This window comes from Agrilactobacillus fermenti (genome assembly GCF_047943045.1).
Lineage (GTDB): Bacteria > Bacillota > Bacilli > Lactobacillales > Lactobacillaceae > Agrilactobacillus > Agrilactobacillus fermenti.
Genome location: NZ_CP181347.1, coordinates 1,593,755 through 1,614,155, shown reverse-complemented (window position 1 = coordinate 1,614,155; position 20,401 = coordinate 1,593,755). Strand labels below are relative to the sequence as shown.

19 protein-coding genes are annotated in these 20,401 nt (G+C 38.8%); 11 read left to right on the top strand and 8 right to left on the bottom strand.

Annotated elements, in window-relative coordinates; genetic code table 11:
• Nucleotides 1-34 precede the first annotated feature (34 nt).
• The gene (locus tag ACNAN0_RS07885) at nucleotides 35-844 is read right to left on the bottom strand and encodes a Cof-type HAD-IIB family hydrolase (RefSeq protein ID WP_230913683.1); all 810 of its coding nucleotides are present in this window, start codon (nucleotides 842-844) and stop codon (nucleotides 35-37) included.
• 172 nt (nucleotides 845-1,016) lie between these two features.
• Between ACNAN0_RS07885 and ACNAN0_RS07880 the strand changes: the two genes are divergently transcribed.
• Together ACNAN0_RS07880 and ACNAN0_RS07875 are read left to right on the top strand one after the other, a co-directional pair.
• Entirely contained in the window at nucleotides 1,017-1,454 is a 438-nt protein-coding gene (locus ACNAN0_RS07880) for a flavodoxin (protein WP_230913684.1), read from the top strand.
• A gap of 12 nt (nucleotides 1,455-1,466) precedes the next feature.
• Nucleotides 1,467-2,447, top strand: a complete 981-nt coding sequence (locus ACNAN0_RS07875; RefSeq protein WP_230913685.1) for a DUF2785 domain-containing protein — start codon at nucleotides 1,467-1,469, stop codon at nucleotides 2,445-2,447.
• A gap of 107 nt (nucleotides 2,448-2,554) precedes the next feature.
• On the opposite strand, the gene ACNAN0_RS07870 is transcribed toward ACNAN0_RS07875, so the two are convergent.
• Complete coding sequence (locus tag ACNAN0_RS07870) at nucleotides 2,555-2,701, bottom strand: hypothetical protein (RefSeq protein WP_416353040.1); 147 nt, start codon at nucleotides 2,699-2,701, stop codon at nucleotides 2,555-2,557.
• Nucleotides 2,698-3,249 (bottom strand): hypothetical protein, encoded by a 552-nt coding sequence (locus ACNAN0_RS07865; protein WP_416353039.1) that lies wholly within the window; start codon nucleotides 3,247-3,249, stop codon nucleotides 2,698-2,700. Before ACNAN0_RS07865 ends, ACNAN0_RS07870 begins: the two co-directional genes overlap by 4 nt.
• A gap of 328 nt (nucleotides 3,250-3,577) precedes the next feature.
• Here ACNAN0_RS07865 and ACNAN0_RS07860 point away from each other — a divergent pair, with 328 nt between their 5' ends.
• Nucleotides 3,578-4,432 (top strand): helix-turn-helix domain-containing protein, encoded by an 855-nt coding sequence (locus tag ACNAN0_RS07860; RefSeq protein ID WP_230913687.1) that lies wholly within the window; start codon nucleotides 3,578-3,580, stop codon nucleotides 4,430-4,432.
• 134 nt (nucleotides 4,433-4,566) lie between these two features.
• Here ACNAN0_RS07860 and ACNAN0_RS07855 read toward each other — a convergent pair whose 3' ends face one another.
• The 3 genes from ACNAN0_RS07855 to ACNAN0_RS07845 form a co-directional block, all read right to left on the bottom strand.
• Nucleotides 4,567-5,070 carry a universal stress protein gene (locus ACNAN0_RS07855; RefSeq protein WP_230913688.1) on the bottom strand — a complete coding sequence of 168 codons (504 nt, stop codon included), beginning with the start codon at nucleotides 5,068-5,070 and terminating at the stop codon, nucleotides 4,567-4,569.
• Nucleotides 5,071-5,146: 76 nt separating this feature from the next.
• Entirely contained in the window at nucleotides 5,147-5,425 is a 279-nt protein-coding gene (locus ACNAN0_RS07850) for a hypothetical protein (protein ID WP_230913689.1), read from the bottom strand.
• Nucleotides 5,426-5,798: 373 nt separating this feature from the next.
• The gene (locus ACNAN0_RS07845; RefSeq protein ID WP_416353038.1) at nucleotides 5,799-7,076 is read right to left on the bottom strand and encodes a replication-associated recombination protein A; all 1,278 of its coding nucleotides are present in this window, start codon (nucleotides 7,074-7,076) and stop codon (nucleotides 5,799-5,801) included.
• A 79-nt stretch (nucleotides 7,077-7,155) separates the two neighbouring features.
• On the opposite strand from ACNAN0_RS07845, the gene ACNAN0_RS07840 reads away from it, so the two are divergent.
• Genes ACNAN0_RS07840 through ACNAN0_RS07830 form a run of 3 tightly spaced genes read left to right on the top strand, consistent with a single transcriptional unit; the run spans nucleotide 7,156 to nucleotide 10,666 of the window.
• Nucleotides 7,156-9,345: a hypothetical protein gene (locus tag ACNAN0_RS07840; RefSeq protein ID WP_416353037.1), complete on the top strand. Its 2,190-nt coding sequence runs from the start codon at nucleotides 7,156-7,158 to the stop codon at nucleotides 9,343-9,345.
• The gene (locus ACNAN0_RS07835; protein ID WP_416353036.1) at nucleotides 9,329-9,934 is read left to right on the top strand and encodes a DUF1054 family protein; all 606 of its coding nucleotides are present in this window, start codon (nucleotides 9,329-9,331) and stop codon (nucleotides 9,932-9,934) included. Before ACNAN0_RS07840 ends, ACNAN0_RS07835 begins: the two co-directional genes overlap by 17 nt.
• Nucleotides 9,935-9,955: 21 nt before the next feature.
• Nucleotides 9,956-10,666, top strand: a complete 711-nt coding sequence (locus tag ACNAN0_RS07830; protein WP_230913693.1) for a CPBP family intramembrane glutamic endopeptidase — start codon at nucleotides 9,956-9,958, stop codon at nucleotides 10,664-10,666.
• Between the two features lie 84 nt (nucleotides 10,667-10,750).
• Here ACNAN0_RS07830 and rpsD read toward each other — a convergent pair whose 3' ends face one another.
• Both rpsD and ACNAN0_RS07820 read right to left on the bottom strand, forming a co-directional pair.
• Entirely contained in the window at nucleotides 10,751-11,362 is a 612-nt protein-coding gene (rpsD, locus tag ACNAN0_RS07825) for a 30S ribosomal protein S4 (protein ID WP_230913694.1), read from the bottom strand.
• Between the two features lie 216 nt (nucleotides 11,363-11,578).
• Nucleotides 11,579-12,043, bottom strand: a complete 465-nt coding sequence (locus ACNAN0_RS07820) for a GAF domain-containing protein (RefSeq protein ID WP_230913695.1) — start codon at nucleotides 12,041-12,043, stop codon at nucleotides 11,579-11,581.
• Between the two features lie 147 nt (nucleotides 12,044-12,190).
• On the opposite strand from ACNAN0_RS07820, the gene ACNAN0_RS07815 reads away from it, so the two are divergent.
• The 5 genes from ACNAN0_RS07815 (at nucleotide 12,191) to ACNAN0_RS07795 (ending at nucleotide 20,343) form a co-directional block, all read left to right on the top strand.
• Nucleotides 12,191-13,900 (top strand): septation ring formation regulator EzrA, encoded by a 1,710-nt coding sequence (locus ACNAN0_RS07815; RefSeq protein WP_230913696.1) that lies wholly within the window; start codon nucleotides 12,191-12,193, stop codon nucleotides 13,898-13,900.
• 250 nt (nucleotides 13,901-14,150) lie between these two features.
• Nucleotides 14,151-15,299 carry a cysteine desulfurase family protein gene (locus tag ACNAN0_RS07810; protein WP_230913697.1) on the top strand — a complete coding sequence of 383 codons (1,149 nt, stop codon included), beginning with the start codon at nucleotides 14,151-14,153 and terminating at the stop codon, nucleotides 15,297-15,299.
• Between the two features lie 14 nt (nucleotides 15,300-15,313).
• A complete protein-coding gene (gene thiI / locus ACNAN0_RS07805) occupies nucleotides 15,314-16,543 on the top strand; it encodes a tRNA uracil 4-sulfurtransferase ThiI (RefSeq protein WP_416353035.1) in 1,230 nt (409 codons plus the stop codon).
• Between the two features lie 222 nt (nucleotides 16,544-16,765).
• Nucleotides 16,766-17,431 (top strand): redox-sensing transcriptional repressor Rex, encoded by a 666-nt coding sequence (locus tag ACNAN0_RS07800; RefSeq protein ID WP_230913699.1) that lies wholly within the window; start codon nucleotides 16,766-16,768, stop codon nucleotides 17,429-17,431.
• Between the two features lie 272 nt (nucleotides 17,432-17,703).
• The gene (locus ACNAN0_RS07795) at nucleotides 17,704-20,343 is read left to right on the top strand and encodes a valine--tRNA ligase (protein WP_416353034.1); all 2,640 of its coding nucleotides are present in this window, start codon (nucleotides 17,704-17,706) and stop codon (nucleotides 20,341-20,343) included.
• The last annotated feature ends 58 nt before the right edge of the window (nucleotides 20,344-20,401 follow it).

Below are 20,401 nucleotides of genomic sequence, written 5' to 3'. Positions count from 1 at the left end.
TTATAATTGAAACTTGAAATTAATGTGCCAATCATTATTGCAACACAAAATAATCAATCGCCGTAGCGACACCATCTTGATTATTCGTTTTAGTTATAAAATCAGCCGCTGTTTTTGCAGCCACTGTACCATTACCCATGGCAACGCCTACGCCAGCATATTCTAGCATGGATAGATCATTGGCTTCATCACCAATCGCCATAACTTCACTAGCGTTGATGCCTAATTTTTCAGCCAGCTTGGCTAGCGTTTGGCCTTTACTAGCTGCAGGATTCATGGCTTCAAATACGGTTGGAATCGAGTGCAACAAAGTATATTGCTTAAAAGCAGATTTTGGAACTTTTGGTATGAAATGAGCTAGCTTATCAGGGTAGTCCACGTACATGATTTTTGCCAATTTTAGGTCAGGGTCAAGGTCGGCCAAAGTCACGTGGCGTAATGGCAGGTGAACCTTTTGGCTTTCGGCCACACTTAGCGGATGATCATGGGTCGTAAGTGTATAGGTGTAGTTGCGGTCCTGTGCAACTAAGTTCATATCATTAACTTGTGCTAAAGCCGCAAAAAATTTGAAATCATTAATTGTAAGCGTTTGTTCGATGAGGACTCGTTGTGAGTTATTTTCTTGAGCGGTTGCACCATTACTAGCAATGGTATAGTTGTCTTGATACCATAGGTCTAAAATTTCGAGTTGGGGCTGGATACCCGGTAGTGGGCGGCCTGATGTTAATACGATTTTTACTTGTTTTGCTTTTGCAGCTGCAATAGCTTTCTTAGTGGCTGCTGTAATTTGTAGCTTATCATTTAGTAATGTACCATCGATATCAATTGCAATTAATTTGATCATAGTAAAATTAAGCTCCTATGCATATTTTGATTGGGTTATGAGACTAATATATATTTTAGCAAATAGTACCGCTAAATAATTCGTGATTTAAAGGATAAGTTTATTCTTTGTCACAAGCAATATAAAACGGTAAAATGAATATAAGTTATTTTTTGTAAAGGAGTGGCGTCAATTGGCCAATATAAAACTTGTCTATGCTAGTATGGGTGGACGTAACGAACAGATTGCAAACTACTTACAGGAGTACCTTGAATCTCAAGGGGCAACTGTGGATAAGAGTGAGATCTCACAGACAGATGCCACTGATTTAGAAAATTTTGATGTTGGTATTGTTGTCACTTATACTTACCATGACGGTGACTTACCAGACGAAGCAGTTGATTTTTTTGAAGATCTGAAGCAACTAGATCTCCATGGTAAAATTTATGGTGTTGCTGGTTCTAGTTCCAAAAAACATCAGCATTTTGGCCGAGCTGTAGACTATTTTGATGCGGCCTTTCAACAAATTGGCGCTGTGAAGGGTGCTGAGAACGTTAAAATCAATGGGGATCCTGAGACCTCAGACCTAGACGATTTGCGTATGTTTGCCGATCAATTATTGAACGCATAGGAGGCAATTGAATTGAACGCAGATCATGAAGTGATTCAAAAAGTTAGTCGTGATTTAAAACAATCACGGTTACAATTTGAGTCGGGCAAGATTTTTAAGAATTTATCAGGTAGAATCGGGCATATTTTTGATGGTGTTGTCTATCGCAATAAGGTGACGCGGATGGACCTGCCTGAGGATGATGAAGCCGCCTTAGCGCGAATTCAAGCAGTTGCTGTTACAGCTAAACAAGCGGGAGAGCCTGTATTACTAGACGAAGATTTAGATTATCTGTTAGATCATTTAGCCGCTTTGAATCCACAGGTACGCGACAAGGGCGTTTATTTTTTGTTCAATGATTTATTACACATGCAGGCTTTCTCAGATAAGCAATTGCACTATGTAAAAGATACATTATTATCCGATGATTTCTTATTCTATCATATTTTAGAGCCACAAAATGATGGTGTCTTCAAACGATCCTTTAGTGTCTTGATCCTTTCAGCGCTATTGTATGCCGATCGGTCTACATATCATACTTTTTCAGACGCCGAACTTGTCGCAATTATTGACCGAGTGACCGCTTATATTGTTTTAGAAGCGGACGGCCGTGGCTATATTGGGACCAAGGGCTGGGGGCATGCTTATACTCATGTTGGCAATGTTTTTGACGAAATTATGGCTTCAGATTTGAATCGGGCCAATAAACTATTTTTCTTAACTGTTTTTCTTCAAGGCTACCGACATATGAGTGTTCCGCTCGTATTTGGTGAAGACCATCGATTGGCAATGACTTTCAGCTACTTAGCTAATCGAGATAATTTTTTTGCGGAGTATTTTCTAACTTTACTTAAAGATTGGCAAGCTAGTATTTTGTTGGTAAGACCACAGGAAAACGAAGCGTTTTGGAATCGGTGGTACAATCGTAATCGCTTATTGCAAGCCTTGATCGTACGCAATGACTTTCCAGATGCAATTATGGATTATCTGAATGAAATTGTGACCATGTATTAAATTTGGGTTCAAAAATAGTTATTAAAAGCACAGCGAAAAGGCCACTAAAATAGAATGATATCGGTACAATAAAAGCCTGAGACAAAAAATATTTTGCTTTCAGGCTTTTATTTAGCTGAGTTTGGTGGTAAATGGAGGCCTTGATGTTTTAGTTTCGGAAAGATATGGATATCAGCCCAGCCGATGATTGAACCTTGTGGGGCTAATGAAAATGCTGTGCCAATATTGATGGCGTAAAGCTGGTGCGTGATCAAGAAACAAAGTAACGAAACGAGCAAGGGCGGCATAAAGGAAACCCACATGCGATTGCAGCATTACCTTTAAAAAAACGAAAGCGAATAATTTGCATGAAGTCGTCATTTGGATGCAGTAAAATGTTCACACGCTGATAAATGGAAACAGCGATTGCTATTAAAATAATACCGAAGCAATCCAATAAGATACGCAGTACTAAATCAAAACGCTGTAAATTAAGTAAATCGAATGTGTCCGCAAAAACACCAACCAAATAACTGAAAGGTACCATAAAAACAAAGTTATTCAAGATTCGTCTCGGCTCAATTTTCTGTAAAATAACAGCGTTGATGATGACAACAACAACGCCATAGATAATTAATAGCCACTTGAGATTAAAGTGAAGTAGATGACTTAAATTGACACCTGACGCCGTCCAAAGCGCACTCCCTAAATTCAGGCTAACAGTTAAACCATTTCCAGTTGCATTTAAGATGATGGATAAAATTAAAAAAGAAATACTTTGTGTTGCTGACAAGTGCATTGCCGATAAATGTTGTTTTTTCATTAATATTTGTCCCGTTATTTAATTTAGATGGTTTATGAGTTAAAAAACAATTGGTATAAAAGAATGAGAATCATGGTATAAGTACAATAATGAGATAATTACTCATTTAATTAAATAAAAATAATGTATTATGATTTTTATGTTGCGATTTTTGATTAAATAACATATAATTTGATTGATAATAAGTGCCATTACATTACTTATTATTTTGGGGTATAGGTTTTTAGAAAAGCAATATTTTCTATAGGGGTTAAATTTCTGTGTTAAATTATTTTTGGCAAATTATAAAAATATATTTATAATTACCGATACTATGGATGGAGTGACAATGACAATGAAAATACTTGGTAGTAAGATCAAACATTATCGTCGTGATCTGGGATTATCACAAAAAGAGTTAGCTGAGGGGGTTTGTACTCAAGCAACCATTAGTTTGATTGAAAAACAGAACAAAGTTCCAAGCATTCGCATCTTACTCAGTATTTGTGAACGTTTAAATATTGAATTAGATGACATTATGGATTCTGAACGCAACGAAACTAAGACTTCGTTATCACAAACAAGGGAACTTGTAATTCGAGGCGATTTTGAAGCGGCTTTAACCTTGATCAATCAGTTAAACGTTAATGAAATTCTAGATATGGTGCAATTAAAACAATATTATACTATCAAAGGTATTATTCAGTTATTACGCGATCAAAATCCGGATAAGGCTATTTTTTCCTTTAACCAGACATTAAGCCACTATACACCGACAACTTCAATCTATGATCTAGAGGCTGTTGCTGGTTTGGTATTGGCATATATTGATAAAAATGACTTAGAAGACGCTTTAAGTTATGTGAAACAGTTACAAAAAATGTTAAGCAATCATACTGAAACATATCAATTGGACAATGATACTAAGATTTTTGTAGATTATGCGATGGGTATTGCTTTATTCAAAGCTGGCCGCAAGCACGATGCTATCAAATATATTGATCAAGGTATTGAAATTGCCAAGGCAAAGCAAACTCTAGTTTTTCTAGCCATTTTTTATGGCCTAAATGCTTTTTGTGATGATATCACTGCCGCTAAGAACAAAATGATTGCCTGTGCATTAGCAGAGATCGTTCATTTGGATTTGGCTAAATTATTATTTAGCCAAGAATTAGAAATCAAAAAATGGGTCAAGTTTGCTTGATGTTTTTACAATAGCAAGAACAAGAATGTAATAAAAAAATTTAGTGTTCGGAATGATGAGAGGTCGGAGACAATTTTGTCTTCGACCTCTCATTCGTGGTACCTATATAATGGCTTAATAATAAGTCAAAGTTCTTATTTTTGAGGACCCTTGATCGTGCTTTTCTTATTCACAACATCTAAAGCGGGCTTGTTTTCCAAATCGGAACGGACGACCAAGACGTCACAATTTGCTGAACGTGTGACAAATTCAGTTACGGATCCAATCAATAACCGCTCAACAGCGTTGAGACCAGTAGCCCCGATCATGATTAAATCGATGCCATTGTCTTTGGGAAAATCACGCCCGATGATTGTTTTTGGTGCCCCATATTCGATGCTATATGAAACATCATCTAAACCGGCTTGATTAGCAGTTTTAACATATTCTTCCATTGTACTTTTGGCAGTCTGTGTGACTTGTTCAACCATCGCTGAGTCAAAACTGGAAACATTTTGAAAAGCTCGCGTATCAATGACGTGAATTAAGTAAAGGTGTGCCTGGTTACGTTTGGCAACTTCTACTGCCTTTCGGAAAGCCAGTTCAGCTTCATAAGAACCATCTACAGCCACAAGAATTTTTTTATATTGTTGTAACACAAAAATCACCCCTTCGATCGTTACGATCTTATTTATCTTTATTGTACAACAAATTTGGATGTAAAGGCTTTTTTTATTACATCAATTTACCAATACTTACAGCAAAAAATGCCACAATGAAGCTGGCCAATAATAACGGAATAACTTGTAGTTTTGGCTGACCAACGAATAATAAAATAACACTGACTAAGATAATTAATAAGAGCGCGTAGGCTGTTATTTGCATCGTTCGTTTGAGTACTGGTTCGTCAGTCATTGAACGGCCCAAAAAATTAGTATGACTATGGCGCAGTAAATAGATGGCTAATGCAGCAACAACGATCAGAAAAATAAGTATGGCAATGGTGATCAACATAAAATAACTCCTTATAAAGATAAATGTTCATATCGAATTTCAATTATTGCAAAAATAAAAAGCCGGAACAAAACGCAAATTTTGTCCCGACCTCTATAAAGCTCAACGCTTTATGTGATAACTAGTGGTGCCGGTTCGTATATTCCCTTGTGTTGAACCCGCTATTCACTAAAGCGAGTGGATGGTTAACTTCTTAATCAGGATCCTCGTGAAAAGGCATGCCAATCATCGATAGTATAGCCACCCTAATGTAGAATTACTTGATCGGTCAACCATAAGTGGGAAAAGTCGTACACCTTAGTAACCACATCTTTAATTTATCATACTTAGGTGGGACGTGCAAGAAAACGCTTCGAATATGGTCAAGTTCGCCTTAAATTTGATCCAATAGTTTTTTGATTTTTTCATATTGCTGCTTGAAAGCTTGTTCATATTTACCATTAGTTTTGGGTTCATAATATTGCCGATGTTTTAATTTATTTGGTAAATATTGTTGTGGCGTAAAATCACCGGGGAAATTATGTGGGTATTGGTATGTCGTACCATGACCCAAAGCCTTAGCACCGGCATAGTGGGCATCTTTTAAGCTAGCAGGAACTTCGCCCATTTGTCCATTATGAATATCTGCAAGTGCAGCATCTACAGCAGCCATGCCTGAATTTGATTTCGGCGAGAGACATAATTCGATGACGGCATCGGCTAGGGGAATGCGTGCCTCGGGTAATCCTAACCGTTCGGCGGCTTGAACAGCAGTTACGGTTCGAGCGCAGGCTGGTAGATTTGCCATGCCGATATCTTCATAAGCAATAACCATTAAACGCCGCATAATACTTGTCAGATCGCCAGCCTCAATCAAACGTGCTAAGTAGTGTAGGGCAGCATCAGTGTCACTACCACGAATTGATTTTTGAAACGCAGAGATCACATCGTAATGAGCATCACCATCTTTATCGTGGGAAAATGATTTTTTCTGTAATGTTTCTTCAGCTGCTTTTAAATCGATTTGAATATTACCATCAGCATCAGGCGTTGTTGATAAGACCGCTAGTTCTAGTGCGTTTAAGGCACTCCGTAAATCACCATTGGTGGCCTCAGAAAAATGAGCTAAGGCTTCCGATGAGAGTGTCACATGATAGGTGCCTAACCCATGCTTAGTATCGTTTAAAGCACGCGTGAGTGCTGTTTGAATATCAGCCGGAGTTAAAGGCTTTAGCTCAAAAATTTGTGTACGGCTGCGGATTGCTGGGGAGATATTGATGTAGGGGTTTTCCGTGGTTGCACCAATCAAAATGATACGGCCGCTTTCTAAATGGGGTAATAAAAAATCCTGTTTGCTTTTGTCTAAACGATGAACTTCATCAAGTAATAAGATAACCGTGCCACTAATTTTGGCTTCTTCGGCGACAATTTGAAGATCTTTTTTTGTGTTGGTCGCCGCATTTAACATTCTAAAAGCATATTTAGTGCTGCCGGCAATGGCACTAGCAATACTAGTTTTGCCGATACCGGGTGGGCCATATAATATCATTGAAGACAGCATTTTGGCCTGGACCATACGGTAAATGATCTTACCTGGGCCAACTAAATGCTGCTGCCCAACAATTTCAGCAATGTTTGTCGGGCGCATTCGATAGGCAAGTGGTTTTTGCATGATTTCTCCTTTGATTATTAATGTACAAGTGATTTCTGGGAAGTTATAATGAAAACTATAGTACCAGAGGGGTGAAGGGATGCTAACAAATATTGGCGAGACGATCATTGATTTAAAATTACAACAGCAACTTAATTATGCCAGTCTCAGTATTAAAAAAAATATTCAATTTGTGCAATTTACTGAGGCAAAAGCAGCTCTGCCTGAGATAGCAAAAATTAAGGCATTGGTGCATGAAAACTATAGTCACTTAGGGCACCAGGACACCCAGTTACTATTAGAAACTGATTTTTTTACTGATGAAGCCAAAACAATGGCACAATTGAAAGCATTGGACGATGTTATTGATCGACAGTTGGCTCAAGATGTCTATCAATGGCCTTTAAGTTATTTACCGCAGGATTTTGGACAATCAGCTAATCATAATACACCATTTGAAGCTTCACAGACAGCCGTTCGTTTTGCTTTGCCAGAAATTTTGCTCAGATCTTTATATGGACGTCTAGGTAGTGAATACGATAGTTACCGTGCATTCAAGGATGCCTGTTATTTACATATTGCCAAAAATATGGTTGCTGAGCTAGCAACGTTGACTTATTTTTTTGCGGCTACTCCAATATTTGATCAAGCTAATAGTCGTTTAAAACGTTCAGCTTTTCAAGCGGAGTTATATTTAGATGGGGCGCTTTTTAATAGTTTAACAAATTATCGACAGGCAATCCGACAAGCGGCTAAATTGGCACAACCTAAATTGTTGAACAGTCCTATTTTCTTACGGCCAGCAGCCGGAGATCCTGAATTTAAACAGGGGATTCAGTTCATTGAACTTAGGGGCTTAGATCTTCAACCTAATGTGGTGGATGGTATTTTTGAATATCAGCTGCAATTAGTCAAAATTGCGTTGCTAAATGCGTTTGTTAGTCCTGAAGCGACCACGGTGCATATTCAAACAAAATTGAAACACTGGCGAGCACTGGTCGGTGAAGATCCCTTGGTTGCCAGTGCTTATCAAGATGACTTAGTTAACGCAATTTCAAGTTTGAGTTATTTTAATGACAAGTATTTAAAAAACCATGGTTATCAGAATCTATTAACCCGGTTAATTGCGACTGCACGTCAAAATAATCAGTTACAAGCTTATCAAGTCGCCCAATCTTATTCCAATATTGGTGCATTGGCTTTTGGCAAGACAGTTGCGCAAAAGAATAAACGCATTACACGGAATAACGGTTTCTCATTGCGTGGCTATTCTGAAAAGACCTTGTCAGTGCAACATCTTTTAAGCAGTGTGCTTAAGTTTGGGGTACACTATCACTTTTTGAACGATATGACCGACATGCTGGCTTTGCGGTTGGGGCATCATTTAGAATACGTGGCACAGGGGCAAAAAACAAGCCAAAATTCGGCCACTTTAGCGGCGCTTTTGGCAGATCCAATTGCATTAAACCAAACACTTGCCAGTGTTGTTGCCATACCCAAGAGAATTGTTACGGATTCTTGGACGCAAGCACAGCAACAATTTAAGCGTCGTTTTGCGAACAATGGGTTGATCATTCAACCATTGCATCAAGCAGACAATCAATTTGGCGAACATTTTTTTGCTGAACCGATTTCAGAGCGACGATTTAAGCAGGCCTATCTTGAAGCAGAAGATGTTGACGCTCATGTGATGGTAACTGCTTATGTACCCGGGTCGATTTATGATTTCTACATTTGTGATGGTCAGGTTCAAGCTGTGATAGAGAAAGTACCAGGTAATGTGATTGGTGACGGAATCAGCACGATAGCTGAGTTGATTATGCAAAAAAATGATCACGCTGACCGAGGCCGTTGGGAACAAACCCCCTTTGTCACGCTGCAAGCTACAGCTGAAGTAAAGGCAATGTTAACGCGCCAAAATATGACACTTGACACCATTCCAGAACGAGGTGTTCAAGTGCTATTGAGCCAGCAAACAGGTCGACACTATGGTGGCGAAACGATGATTGTTACCGCAGAAATAGACACGAGTTATCTTAAGTTAGTTGAAAAAGTAGCTGCACACATTCAATTGCGGCATGGGACGATGAAACTAGTCATTGATAATATCTATGCCCCTTATCAGGCTAGGTCACAGAACGCTATCTTATTGGCTGCCTCAAGCACACCTAATTTAATTGCTTTTGATTATCCAGCCAGGGGCAAAGCAGCGCAGTTAAGTGATCAATTGATTCAGACTTTATTCAAATCAGAACTTTTATTGGAGAAATCACATGATAACACTAGATGATTTTGAGATCTTTCAAGACCCAACATTGGCTGGAAGATTAGCAAAAATCAAGCAAACATTAGATCCAAAATTTGAAGTGATCGGTAGTCAATTTGTCGATGCTTTTAAGCTTAAAACACAACGACCATTTTATTTGCATATTGCAAAACATTTACGGCGGCATAAAAATCCACCACCAGATACTTGGCTAGCAATTAGTGAAGGGACCCGCGGCTATAAAATGATGCCGCATTTTGAAATTGGCTTATGGCCGGACAAACTATTTGTTTGGTTAGCTTTACTATCTGAAGTTCAACAAAAGGCATATTACGGACAGCAATTGCAAAAATTACAACAAAGTCCTAATTTATTTGATTCAAAGTTAACGTTGTCTAAAGATCATACGCAAGCTGAGTTCTTACCACTAACGCCTAAAAATTTTACCAGTGTGCAGCAACGATTCGCTAAAACAAAAAAAGGGGAGTTTTTAATAGGTCATCTTATTCCAAAAGCTGATCCAATGTTTCAAGATAAAAGACAGCAGGAAGAATTTTTAAAGTCCGAGTTGAATCGATTGCTAAATATCTATGAATCAATTATTATCAGGTAAATATATTTTGGAGGCATCTTTATGACAGAATATCCTAAAAAATACGGGCTCAAGACATTGTTGATCATTTTGATTCCTGTCTTTGAGCTTGGATTAGGGAATTTGATTGGGTATATTAAGCCGTTACGAGAGAATCCGACTTGGGCAAGTTTTGTCAATTGGTTAATTTTTTTAGCTGCTTTTATTATTATTATTATTATGTTTAAGCCGTTATTTAAAAGAGATTGGGCTATTTATCGAACTCATATCTGGCGAAACTTGCTGTTAAGTATTCTTGGCGCCGTTATATTAACTTTTATTTTACAATTTGTTCGCAGTGGATTAAATTTACTCAGTGTGGCGCCTAAATTCAACTTTTTAACTGCTGCGGATCCTGGAAAGATCACAGCTGTACCATTATGGGCCCAATTACTGCAAGTGACGTTGCCGCTAATGGCACCCTTTGTAGAAGAAGTTATTTTTAGACATTTACTGTTTTATCGTGTCAAGCCAATTGGACTTAAATGGCTCATGTTTTTTGTTTCCGCAGTCTTATTTGGTTTGGTTCATTGGAACAATTTTAATGGTCAAGTATTACAAATGATTCCTTATATGTTCATTGGTATGTATTTTGCCTTAATTTATCAATTTACGAAGACCATTTGGGGTTCACTTTCGGTTCATCTAATCTTTAATGGCAGTAATGCAATCTTAATGGCTTTTGGGATGATTGCAGCACAGTTTGCACATTAACATGGTTTTGAAAGTAAAAAAGTAAAGCACACAAAAAGCGCGATGCAAAATGCATCACGCTTTTTTGATAGAACCAAACTAAAATTAAAGAATTTGGTTATAGAATTCAACGACTAATGATTCATCGATATCAGGTTCCATTTCATCACGTTCTGGTAAACGGACAAGCGTCCCTGTTTTTGCATTGTCATCAAATGAAACATATGGTGGCCGTGCAACAGTTGCTTCAAGAGAAGCATTAACGATATCTAAGTTTTGTGAGCGTTCACGTAGACCGATCACTTGGCCAGGTTGTACTTCATAAGAAGCAATATCCACACGTTTGCCATCAACAGTAACATGGCCGTGGTTCACAAGCTGACGTGCTTGTGGCCGAGTGCTGGCAAATCCAAGGCGATAAACAACGTTGTCTAGACGTTCTTCAAGTAAGATCATGAAGTTAACACCATGCTTACCTTCCTTGATTTTACCGGCGCGAACGAAAAGATTTCTAAATTGGCGTTCATTTAAACCGTACATTAAACGTAACTTTTGCTTTTCACGTAATTGTGAACCATATTCAGAAATTTTCCGACGACTATTAGGACCATGGTCACCAGGTGCATAAGGGCGACGAGCTAATTCTTTACCAGTGCCAGAAAGAGAAATGCCTAAACGGCGAGATAATTTCCAGCGTGGGCCAGTATAACGAGACATAAATAAATTCCTCCAAATTTTTATTGGAGTAAAATAATTCATTATAAACTTAACAGTCGTACAGTTGATGTTACAATCTTCACCTTTGCAGCACCTAAGGCTACACAATTGAACGTTATTGAGTACACTTTGAAGTGTAGTGCCAACAACTGTTGACGGCTCTGCCGTTTACTGCTGCATTATTTTACACAAAGAGTAGTGTAACACCATATGGGTTTAAATAGCAAGGTGAGCCATCAATTTATGAACAAATGTTATCAAGAGCGCCTCATCATCAGCAGTAAAACGATCGAATTCAGGAGAATCAATATCTAAGACCCCATAGCCTTGTCCAGCTTTGATTAAAGGTATGACAAGTTCAGAATTACTAGCACTGTCGCAGGCGATGTGACCAGGAAAGTCATGAACATTAGCAACGCGCGTAACACTTTGCTGCTGAAAGGCAGTACCACAAACGCCAGTACCATTTTTAATATGCATACACGCTACTTTTCCCTGAAAAGGACCTAAATCTAGTGTGTTAGTTTTATGATTAAATAAGTAAAAACCAACCCAATTGATATCTTTCAAGGATTGCATTAGTAGGGCTGAAGCATTGGCTAAATTGGTAATGGAATTTGTTTCGTCAGTTAACAAAGCATCAATTTGTTCAGGTAGTAGTGCCAAAGTTGTGTCCGTCATGGGCTTCATCCTCACGTATTATTATGATAAATTCAATAGTAGCTATGTTTTGAACGTTAACATCTGGTATAATTTGATATGTATTGTAATCGGAAAATGAATTTTCTGCAAATTTTTTGTAATTATGGCTCAAGGATGTGCGATGTTATGTGGTATTTTCTAGTGGCAGTGGTTGTAATTGTACTTGTCACTTTGATTGTTGTGATGTTTCAAACGAATGCAAATCGTAAACGGATTCGTATTTTAGAAACGCGTCAATTAGAGTTGGCGAATCATCCACAAGATGACAAAATGACTAAAATAGAAACACTCGACCTCAGTGGGGAAAGCCTAAAAAATTATCAAAAGTGGTCAGGTGCGTATCATAAATTAACGACGGACGAGTTCAATAAAATTGACCAGTCGCTTCAGGCTGCCACGGACAATAATACGTTTGCCCATTTTCTTAAGAGTAAGCAAGTCATCACAGAAATCGAAAATGATTTGTCTAACGCAGAGAAACAGATGGCCGACATTTCAGCAGCTTTTGATACGATATTAACACGTGCAAAAGCAAATCAGTCTAGAAATATGGCTTTGGTTAAGCAATATGAGCAATTACGCAAGCAACTGTTGACGCAGTCATTTGCTTTTGGCCCTGCGATTGACAAATTAGAAGCAGCCTTAGCGGCCATTGGTAAAAGTTTTGATTTAGCTGACACAGCGAAAGCCAAAGGCGATTATCTGGAGGAACAGTCTGCCTTAGATCAAGTTGAGAAACAGATTGAAGCCTTGGATGCGAACTTAATTGAAACAAGGCCACTATTTGCACAGATCATGAATGAATTTACGCCGCAGTTAGACGAGCAACAAAAGGGCTTTAATGTATTACATAAACAATCTTTTCGATTTGCAGGTATCGATATACCTGGGGAAATTGCTAAACTGCGTAAGTATCAAGAGGGGACATTACTTGCAATAAAAAATTTGGAACTAAAAACAGCTAAGACGCGTAATGGTGAACAAAAACAGACCATTGACCACCTATATGATGTGATGCAAACTGAAATTGACAGTCAGACTTTTGTAAATGAGCAACAGGATAAATTAACACGCTTTTTCGCCCATGCGCAGCGACAAAATCAAAATTTACGGCGCGAGTTGGACCACCTAGATAAGAGCTACGTGCTAAATGATCATGAGGTGGCTGATGCCGAAAAATTAGGTAAACAATTAAGTGAACTGCAAAATCAGTTTGATGCAGATGTTCAAGGCATGGTTGAAAAGAAGGTTATTTATTCAGAATTGGCAGCACATTTTAAACATTATCAAACAGCGCTCCAAACAATTGAAAAGAGTCAAGTAAACATTCACGAAAAAGTTTCGGGGTTATATGAAGGTGAGAAAGTCGCAGATAATAGTGCGAAACAATTTGAAGTCACTTTAAGAAATATCAAACGGCGTGTGAGTCAATTCAATTTACCGGGCTTGCCTAAAAAATACTTAGATTTCTTTTTTGTTGTATCTGATGAAGTCAATCAGTTAAAGTCTGATTTAAACCAAGTGAAAATTGATTTGGATCAAATTACAAAACAACTGATTTTGATTCAAGATGATCTCGATAAGTTAAAGCAACAAAGTGAAGACTTAATTGACTCAGCTACTCTAGGTCAGGCAATGTTGCAGTATGCTAATAAACTAAAGGCTGACCGGCCAGAAGTACAAACAGCGATTGACTCAGCTACGGATTTATTTGAACACTATGACTATCCAACTGCGTTGGATCGAATCGCCACGGTGGTTGAACAAATCGAGCCTGGGACATATAAAAAAATTGAAGATAGTTACTATGCCAATAAAGACGATGCACTAGGCTAGTATGCTGACTGCGATTTGACTGATGAATTGAAAAGTTTGAAACAGACGGCAGGTTTGTTTTCGGGCTTTTTTATTTGTAAATAATTTATGTTAAACAGATCGTCTGATTGGAAGTTGTTATTTTTGGTTTTTTTGTTATACTTTTGTAAGTGAAAAATGACAGAAGTCTCTGTTGCTAGTAATATTTCACGGAGATGAATCGAATTTGATAACATTGAAAATGGTTAATGGACATTGAAGAGGGACAAACATGATTTATTTTGACAATAGTGCCACAACTAAAATTGATGACTCAGTTTTACAAACTTATGTGAAAGTGAGTCAGAGTTTTTTTGGAAATCCATCGAGCTTGCATCGTGTAGGCGAACAAGCAAATACAATTTTACAACAATCGCGCCAGCAGATTGCGGACTTAATGCATGTTTTACCAGAAGAGATTTATTTTACAAGTGGTGGCACTGAGGGCGACAATTGGATCATCAAAGGTACTGCTATGGAAAAGGCCCCCTTTGGCAAGCATATTATCACCTCTCAAATTGAACATCCGGCTGTGATCAACTCTATGAAACAGTTAGAGCGTCTCGGTTTTGAAATCACTTATTTACCAGTGGACCACGCTGGGTTTGTAAATCCTAAAACGCTAGCACAAGCAATTCGGCCGGATACAATTTTAGTATCGATCATGGCTGTAAATAATGAAATTGGTGCGATTCAGCCAATTCATGAAATCGCCCATGTTTTGGCTGATTACCCCTCTATTCATTTTCATGTGGACGCTGTGCAGGCTATTGGTAAAAACTTAGATCAATTGTTACATGAGCCACGCATCGATTTTTTGACTTTTTCTGGACATAAGTTTCATGCGCCACGAGGTATTGGCTTTGTCTATGCTAAAAAACATCGACTTTTACAGCCATACATGACTGGCGGCGGCCAGGAAAAAGATATGCGTTCGGGTACAGAGAACACACCGGCCATTGCTGCCATGGCACGTGCATTGCGTCTTGTTAAAACGGATGAAGCTAAAAAGGCCGCTGCACAAGCAGCCATTAAAAAGTATTTAGTAACCGAAATTAGTAAAATGCCTAATATTCGGATCTTCTCACAAATGAACGATCAATTTGCACCGCATATTTTATGCTTTAGTATTTTAGGCGTTCGGGGTGAGACTATCGTTCACGCTTTTGAAGACAAGGATATTTATATTTCGACCACAAGTGCCTGTTCTTCAAAAAAAGGCGAAGAGTCTAGCACGCTTAAAGCAATGGGCACACCTAAGACAATTGCAGAAAGCGCAGTACGGGTGAGTCTGGATGAACATAATACGATGGCAGAAGCCCGTGACTTTGTGGCAGCTTTTCACGAAATTTATCATCATTTTGAAAAATTATACGCATAAAAAGGAGTTTATGAATGCAATATACGGAAGTAATGGCTCGTTATGGTGAGCTATCCACCAAGGGCAAAAATCGGCGCGATTTTATTGGCCGGTTAAATGGTAATGTCACAAAAGCTTTGCGTCAATTTCCAGCGTTGAGTATTAAGCCGAAACGGGATCGACTCCATTTAGTATTAAACGGTGAGAACGCCGATGCGGTTATGAATGCACTAGGTAAAGTCTTTGGGATTCAGACTTATTCACCAGTCGTTCGAGTAGCTATTGAGGATTTTGAACAGGTCAAGCAAGTTGCGTTAGAGATGGTCAATGAGGGTGCATCCGAAGCTGGCATGTCTTTTAAAATCAACACACGTCGCTCGGATCACAACTATGCATTGGACACAAATGATATTAACTTAGCGGTTGGTGACTTCGTTTCAGAAGCAAGACCAGACTTAAAAGTAGAAATGAAAAGACCAGATGTTAAAGTCCGAATCGAAGTTCGTCGTGATGCTTTTTATGTATCTTATTTGACCATCCCAGGTGCTTTGGGATTGCCAGTCGGGACTTCTGGTAAGGCGATGCTGATGTTGTCTGGCGGAATCGATTCACCGGTAGCCGCATATCTAGCTTTGAAGCGTGGTGTAGCTATTGAAATGGTTCATTTCTTTTCACCACCTTATACGACAACAAACGCACTAAACAAAGCGAAAGAATTGACTGCTAAAGTTGCAGCTTATGCCGGTTCAATTAATTTTATCGAAGTACCATTTACAGAAATACAAGAGACGGTTAAAGAAAATGTGCCTGAGGGTTATCTGATGACGGTTCAACGGCGCTTTATGTTGCGGTTAACCGATAAAATCCGGGCACAACGTGAAGGCTTGGCCATTTTTAATGGTGAGTCAGTTGGACAAGTGGCTTCCCAAACGTTGGAAAGTATGGCGGCCATCAATGATGTCACGGCAACGCCTATTTTACGACCAGTGGCGACTTTAGATAAAACGGAGATTATTGATATCGCTAGAGAAATTGATACATTCGATTTGTCAGTTCAACCCTTTGAGGATTGCTGCACGATTTTCGCGCCACCACAGCCTAAAACACACCCCAATTTAGAAAGGGCACGCTATTATGAGTCGCAGTTAGCCGTAACTGAGTTGGAAGATAGAGCTTTAGCGGGTATTAAAGTTTCAAAGATCTATCCAGAAGATAAGTTCCTAACGCGGGGTATGACTAGTGATCAAATTGCCGATTTACTATAGCAATCAAGGTCTATCTGAAACCTAAAGATAATTCATGAAAAAGACTATATTAATAAGGTCTCCAGAATTTAGATATGCATCTAACTTTTGGGCGGCCTTATTTTTTTGTGTCAATTAGTTACTATATTAAATACAGCGGATTTCGAATGGTTAGAGTTGTCAGCGCTTTCTTATGGTGATACAATTATATGTGAAATACTATACAAACTGAGGTAAATAATCATGAAATCAAAGACAAATCTACCGAATGCTACTGCTGAACGGATTCCCATGTATTATCGATATTTAAATATGCTGGCAGCGAGTCAGGTTCAACGAATTAAGTCCCAGGAATTAAGTAAGTTGATCCATATTCCCTCAGCAACGATTCGTCGTGACTTTTCTTGTTTTGGCGAATTAGGTCGGTCAGGGTATGGCTATGATGTCCAATTTCTAAAAGAAACCTTTGCTAAAGTTTTGAATGTCAATAAATTGGAAAAGATTGCTTTAATTGGGGTGGGAAATTTGGGTCAAGCGTTGATTCGCAATAATTTTCGCCGCAATCCTAATTTAAAAATCACAATTGCCTTTGAACAAAATGAGACATTGATCGATACCATCTTTAATGGTGTTCCAATTTATAGCATGGCGCTGTTAAGACAAAAGATCCAAGAAAATGAGATCACGACGGCAATTTCCACAGTACCCAGTGCTCACGCTGGCAAAATCATGCCATTATTAGATGAAGCTGGGATCCGATCGGTTTTGAATTTTGCGCCTGAACGTTTAAAAACACCGCAGCACATGATGATTCGTTATATTGACCTTACTTCTGAATTACAAACTTTAATTTATTTATCTGACCGTGAAGCTGAAAATCAAGTACTTTCTGGTGTTGACCAAAGTTAATTCCCGCACTATAATAATAGAAATGCAAAGAACAAGAGCGGGTTTTATCGCCTTTTCAGAGAGGAAAAAGCAAGGCTGAGACTTTTTCTATGATCCGATAAAATACTGGTAGCTTGGAAGCAGTTGGACTGAAACTTAGTAAGTTCTTCCGGATTTTTTCCGTTATCTCAATGAAGTTGGGTTATTGTAACCAAACTAGGTGGTACCGCGAGCATTCGTCCTATGTCTAAGACGAGTGCTTTTTTTCTTGTTAAATTTAAAGGAGGATCCCTATGGCAACGCAAATGTCCACAAAATATGATCCCAAAGAAGTTGAAGCAGGCCGTTATCAAAAATGGTTAGATGAACAATTATTTAAGCCAAGTGGCGACCAAAAAGCCAAACCGTATTCAATTGTTATCCCGCCACCTAACGTAACTGGCAAGTTGCATTTAGGTCATGCTTGGGATACAACGCTACAAGATATGATCATTCGTCAAAAACGGATGCAAGGGTACGATGTTTTATGGCTACCCGGAATGGATCACGCTGGGATTGCCACGCAAGCTAAAGTTGAAGCTAAGTTACGTGAACAGGGGATTTCTCGTTATGATCTCGGCCGAGAAAAGTTTATTGATCAAGTGTGGGCTTGGAAAGACGAATATGCAAACACGATCAAAAATCAGTGGGGCAAATTAGGTCTATCAGTAGATTATTCTCGGGAACGGTTTACTTTAGATGATGGTCTATCTAAAGCTGTCCGTAAAGTATTCGTTGATTTATATAACGAAGGTTTGATTTATCGTGGTGAATATATCATCAACTGGGATCCAGAATTAAAGACAGCTTTATCTGATATTGAAGTCATCCATAAAGATGATGCTGGGGCACTTTATCATGTCCGTTACCCTTTGGCAGATGGTTCTGGAGATATTGAAATTGCGACAACGCGTCCAGAAACAATTCCTGGTGATACAGCGATTGCCGTCTATCCAGGAGATCCACGTTATAAAGATTTAGTTGGTAAAGACGTAATCGTGCCATTATTTGACCGTAAGATTCCAATTATTGAAGATCACTACGTTGATAAAACTTTTGGGACTGGGGCCGTTAAGATTACGCCTGCACACGATCCTAATGACTTCTTAGTTGGTAACCGGCATGATCTGAAACGATTAAATATCATGAATGACGATGCTACCTTAAATGAACAAGCCGGAAAATATAATGGCATGGACCGCTTTGAAGCACGTAAAGCAATTGTTGCTGATCTTAAAACAGCTGGCTATTTGCTAGACGTTGAATCAATCACGCATAGCGTTGGTCATTCTGAACGGTCAGATGCTCAAGTTGAGCCGCGGTTATCCACTCAATGGTTTGTTAAAATGAAACCTTTGGCAGAGGCAGCTTTAGCCAATCAAAAGTCAGACAACAAAGTTGATTTTGTACCACCTCGTTTTGAGAATACCTTTACACAATGGATGGAAAATATCCATGATTGGGTTATTTCACGTCAATTATGGTGGGGACATCGAATCCCGGCTTGGTATAATAAGCAAACTGGCGAGACATACGTAGGTATGACCGCGCCTAAAGATGCTGAAAATTGGACACAAGATCCGGATGTCTTAGATACCTGGTTTTCCAGTGCCTTGTGGCCGTTTTCGACAATGGGTTGGCCAGATACCCAAGCAGCTGACTATCAGCGTTACTACCCAACTAATACGTTAGTCACAGGTTATGATATTATCCCATTTTGGGTGGCTCGGATGATATTCCAAGGCTTGAAGTTTACTCAAAAACGGCCATTCAAAAATGTCTTGATCCATGGTTTGATTCGAGATGAACAGGGCCGTAAGATGAGTAAATCACTGGGCAACGGGATCGATCCAATGGATGTCATTGATAAGTATGGTGCAGACGCACTCCGATGGTTCCTTTCTAATGGGTCTACACCTGGACAAGATACCCGTTTTTCTTATGACAAGATGGATGCTGCTTGGAACTTTATTAATAAAATTTGGAATGCCAGTCGGTTTGTAATCATGAATTTAGCTGACACACCAGCACCGACCAAAGCTCCGGATAAAGCTAATTTTGATTTAGCAGATCGTTGGATTTTTGCACGGTTGAATCATACCATTCGCGAAGTCACTCGGTTGTTTGACAGTTTTGAGTTTGGCGAGGCTGGCCGCATACTCTATAACTTTATTTGGAATGATTTCTGTGATTGGTACATTGAAATGAGTAAAGAAGTCCTCTCAGGAACCGATACAACTGCAAAGAAAAATAAACGGTACCATCTAGCTTATGTACTTGATAAAATTTTGAAATTGATGCATCCAATCATGCCATTTGTCACGGAAGAAATATGGTTATCCATGCCTCATGAAGGCTCATCCATTAGTGTGGCGGCTTATCCTGAAGCTATATCTGATTTTGATAATGCTCAAGCTGTTGAAGAAATGGAAGTTTTGATCAATGTGATTCGGGCAGTCCGTAATATTCGTTCTGAGGTGAATGCGCCATTATCGTCACCAATTGATATTCTGATTCGGACACAGGACACCCATATTACTGATATTTTAGAACACAATCAGGAATATATTGAACGCTTTGCGCATCCAAAGGCCTTACAAATCTCTGAAAAAGTGACCGCACCTAAGTTATCTAAAACAGCGATTATTACAGGTGCAGAGATTTTTGTGCCGTTAGCTGAGCTGATCAACATCGATGATGAAATTGCCCGCTTAGAAAAGGAAGCTGAAAAGTGGCAAAAAGAAATCGACTTTGTGGACCGCAAGCTAGGCAATGAAAATTTCGTCAAAAAAGCGCCTGAGGCAGTTGTGAACGAACAAAAAGAAAAACAGACCGATTATGAAGGCAAATTAAAGGCCGTTCAAAATCGTATTCAAGAATTAAAACAATCCTAATTTTTTTGATATTAAGTGAGTGAGATTGGCACAAAAGGCATTTAGCGGCTGAGTCTTA

Coding starts and splice junctions, on each gene's coding strand:
- ACNAN0_RS07885 (WP_230913683.1), bottom strand. CDS start 844: ATGATCAAATTAATTGCAATTGATATCGATGGTACATTACTAAATGAT.
- ACNAN0_RS07865 (WP_416353039.1), bottom strand. CDS start 3,249: ATGAAAAAACAACATTTATCGGCAATGCACTTGTCAGCAACACAAAGT.
- ACNAN0_RS07860 (WP_230913687.1), top strand. CDS start 3,578: ATGACAATGAAAATACTTGGTAGTAAGATCAAACATTATCGTCGTGAT.
- ACNAN0_RS07850 (WP_230913689.1), bottom strand. CDS start 5,425: ATGTTGATCACCATTGCCATACTTATTTTTCTGATCGTTGTTGCTGCA.
- ACNAN0_RS07845 (WP_416353038.1), bottom strand. CDS start 7,076: ATGCAAAAACCACTTGCCTATCGAATGCGCCCGACAAACATTGCTGAA.
- ACNAN0_RS07840 (WP_416353037.1), top strand. CDS start 7,156: ATGCTAACAAATATTGGCGAGACGATCATTGATTTAAAATTACAACAG.
- ACNAN0_RS07835 (WP_416353036.1), top strand. CDS start 9,329: ATGATAACACTAGATGATTTTGAGATCTTTCAAGACCCAACATTGGCT.
- ACNAN0_RS07830 (WP_230913693.1), top strand. CDS start 9,956: ATGACAGAATATCCTAAAAAATACGGGCTCAAGACATTGTTGATCATT.
- rpsD (WP_230913694.1), bottom strand. CDS start 11,362: ATGTCTCGTTATACTGGCCCACGCTGGAAATTATCTCGCCGTTTAGGC.
- ACNAN0_RS07820 (WP_230913695.1), bottom strand. CDS start 12,043: ATGACGGACACAACTTTGGCACTACTACCTGAACAAATTGATGCTTTG.
- ACNAN0_RS07815 (WP_230913696.1), top strand. CDS start 12,191: ATGTGGTATTTTCTAGTGGCAGTGGTTGTAATTGTACTTGTCACTTTG.
- ACNAN0_RS07810 (WP_230913697.1), top strand. CDS start 14,151: ATGATTTATTTTGACAATAGTGCCACAACTAAAATTGATGACTCAGTT.
- thiI (WP_416353035.1), top strand. CDS start 15,314: ATGCAATATACGGAAGTAATGGCTCGTTATGGTGAGCTATCCACCAAG.
- ACNAN0_RS07800 (WP_230913699.1), top strand. CDS start 16,766: ATGAAATCAAAGACAAATCTACCGAATGCTACTGCTGAACGGATTCCC.
- ACNAN0_RS07795 (WP_416353034.1), top strand. CDS start 17,704: ATGGCAACGCAAATGTCCACAAAATATGATCCCAAAGAAGTTGAAGCA.